The sequence below is a fragment of the Streptomyces sp. NPDC002130 genome (assembly GCF_040296465.1).
Taxonomy (GTDB): domain Bacteria; phylum Actinomycetota; class Actinomycetes; order Streptomycetales; family Streptomycetaceae; genus Streptomyces.
The window spans coordinates 1-1,144 of the sequence record NZ_JBEOXI010001102.1 but is presented as its reverse complement, the minus strand read 5'-3'; the positions used below and the strand labels follow the sequence as shown (position 1 = coordinate 1,144).

The following is a 1,144-nucleotide window of genomic DNA, read 5'->3' as shown; positions in this document are numbered from 1 at the left end:
TGCTTCTCGCTCGGCTGCGCGCACTGGTGCGTCGCGGCGCTCCACAACGTCCGGCGATACTCTCCGTTGGAGACCTGTCCCTCGACCCGGCCAAACATCAGGTGAGCAGAGCGGGAATCGAATTGACCCTGACGCCGCGGGAGTACAGCGTTCTCGAATTCTTGATGCGCAACAATGGTGTGGTGGTCACGAAGACCGAGATCGTTCGCTCTGTCTGGGACACCAACTACGAAGGTGACGAGAACATCGTCGAGGTGTATATCGGTTACCTTCGTAAGAAACTCGACCTCCCGTTCGGAACTCAGAGCATCGAAACGGTCCGAGGCGTCGGGTACCGCTTTGTCGGCACTGCCTGATCGTCAGTCGTTCGGTAGCGGAATCGTCACCTCGAATCGACTCCCGCCGCCGGCACTCTCGTCGACGGTGATGGTTCCGTGATGCGCCACAACGATTTCCGACGCGATGGCGAGTCCGAGTCCGGAGCCACCTCCCTGCCTCGACCGCGGCTGGTCGAGGCGGACGAAGCGTCCGAAGATTCGTTCGCGTTCTGCTGCAGGGATTCCGGGCCCGTCGTCCTCGATCACGATGTGGGCTTCGTTTCCGGCTTCGGAGCACTCGAGATACACGAGGGTCTCCGCATGCCGCACTGCATTGTCCACGAGGTTTCGCACCATCCGCGTCAATGCTCTCGGGTCTCCGGAGACCCGAACCGGAGCCACGGCAGCGGCGACCGTAACTGCGGAGATACCGTCGATCCTTTTCTGCTCGGCGAACAAGATGTCATCGAGGTCGACGTCGACGACGATGCCGAACTTTTCGAGTTCGCTTTCGTCCGAGCGCGCGAGAATCAACAGGTCTTCGATCAACTGCCGCATTCGGCGCGCCTCGGGAAGTAGTGCGTCTTCGATCAACGCGTCGTCGAGGAGATCCGGGCGTCGGTGTGCCAGTTCCAGAGCCGTCGTGATCGTGGACAGCGGACTGCGCAACTCGTGTGAGGCGTCGCTGACAAATCGTTGTTGAGCAAGTGCACCCTCGTCGAGGCGCGCGAGCATGTCGTTCATTGTTGTTGCCAGCCGGGCTATCTCGTCGCTTGAAGGTAAGCCTAACCTTACTCAATATCTTGAAAAGTTGAACGAAGATTTGC

2 protein-coding genes are annotated in these 1,144 nt (G+C 59.7%); one reads left to right on the top strand and one right to left on the bottom strand.

All coding sequences use genetic code 11. The features are described from left to right. The coding region (locus ABT116_RS48785; RefSeq protein ID WP_351648020.1) for a winged helix-turn-helix domain-containing protein at positions 1-356 on the top strand (356 nt) is incomplete at its 5' end. 3 nt (positions 357-359) lie between these two features. Here the strand turns inward: ABT116_RS48785 and ABT116_RS48780 are convergent. Next, entirely contained in the window at positions 360-1,052 is a 693-nt protein-coding gene (locus ABT116_RS48780) for a sensor histidine kinase (protein WP_351648018.1), read from the bottom strand. Positions 1,053-1,144: the final 92 nt, after the last annotated feature.

Excerpts from the sequence above, each read along its gene's own strand:
- ABT116_RS48780 (WP_351648018.1), bottom strand. The coding sequence starts at position 1,052 with ATGCTCGCGCGCCTCGACGAGGGTGCACTTGCTCAACAACGATTTGTC.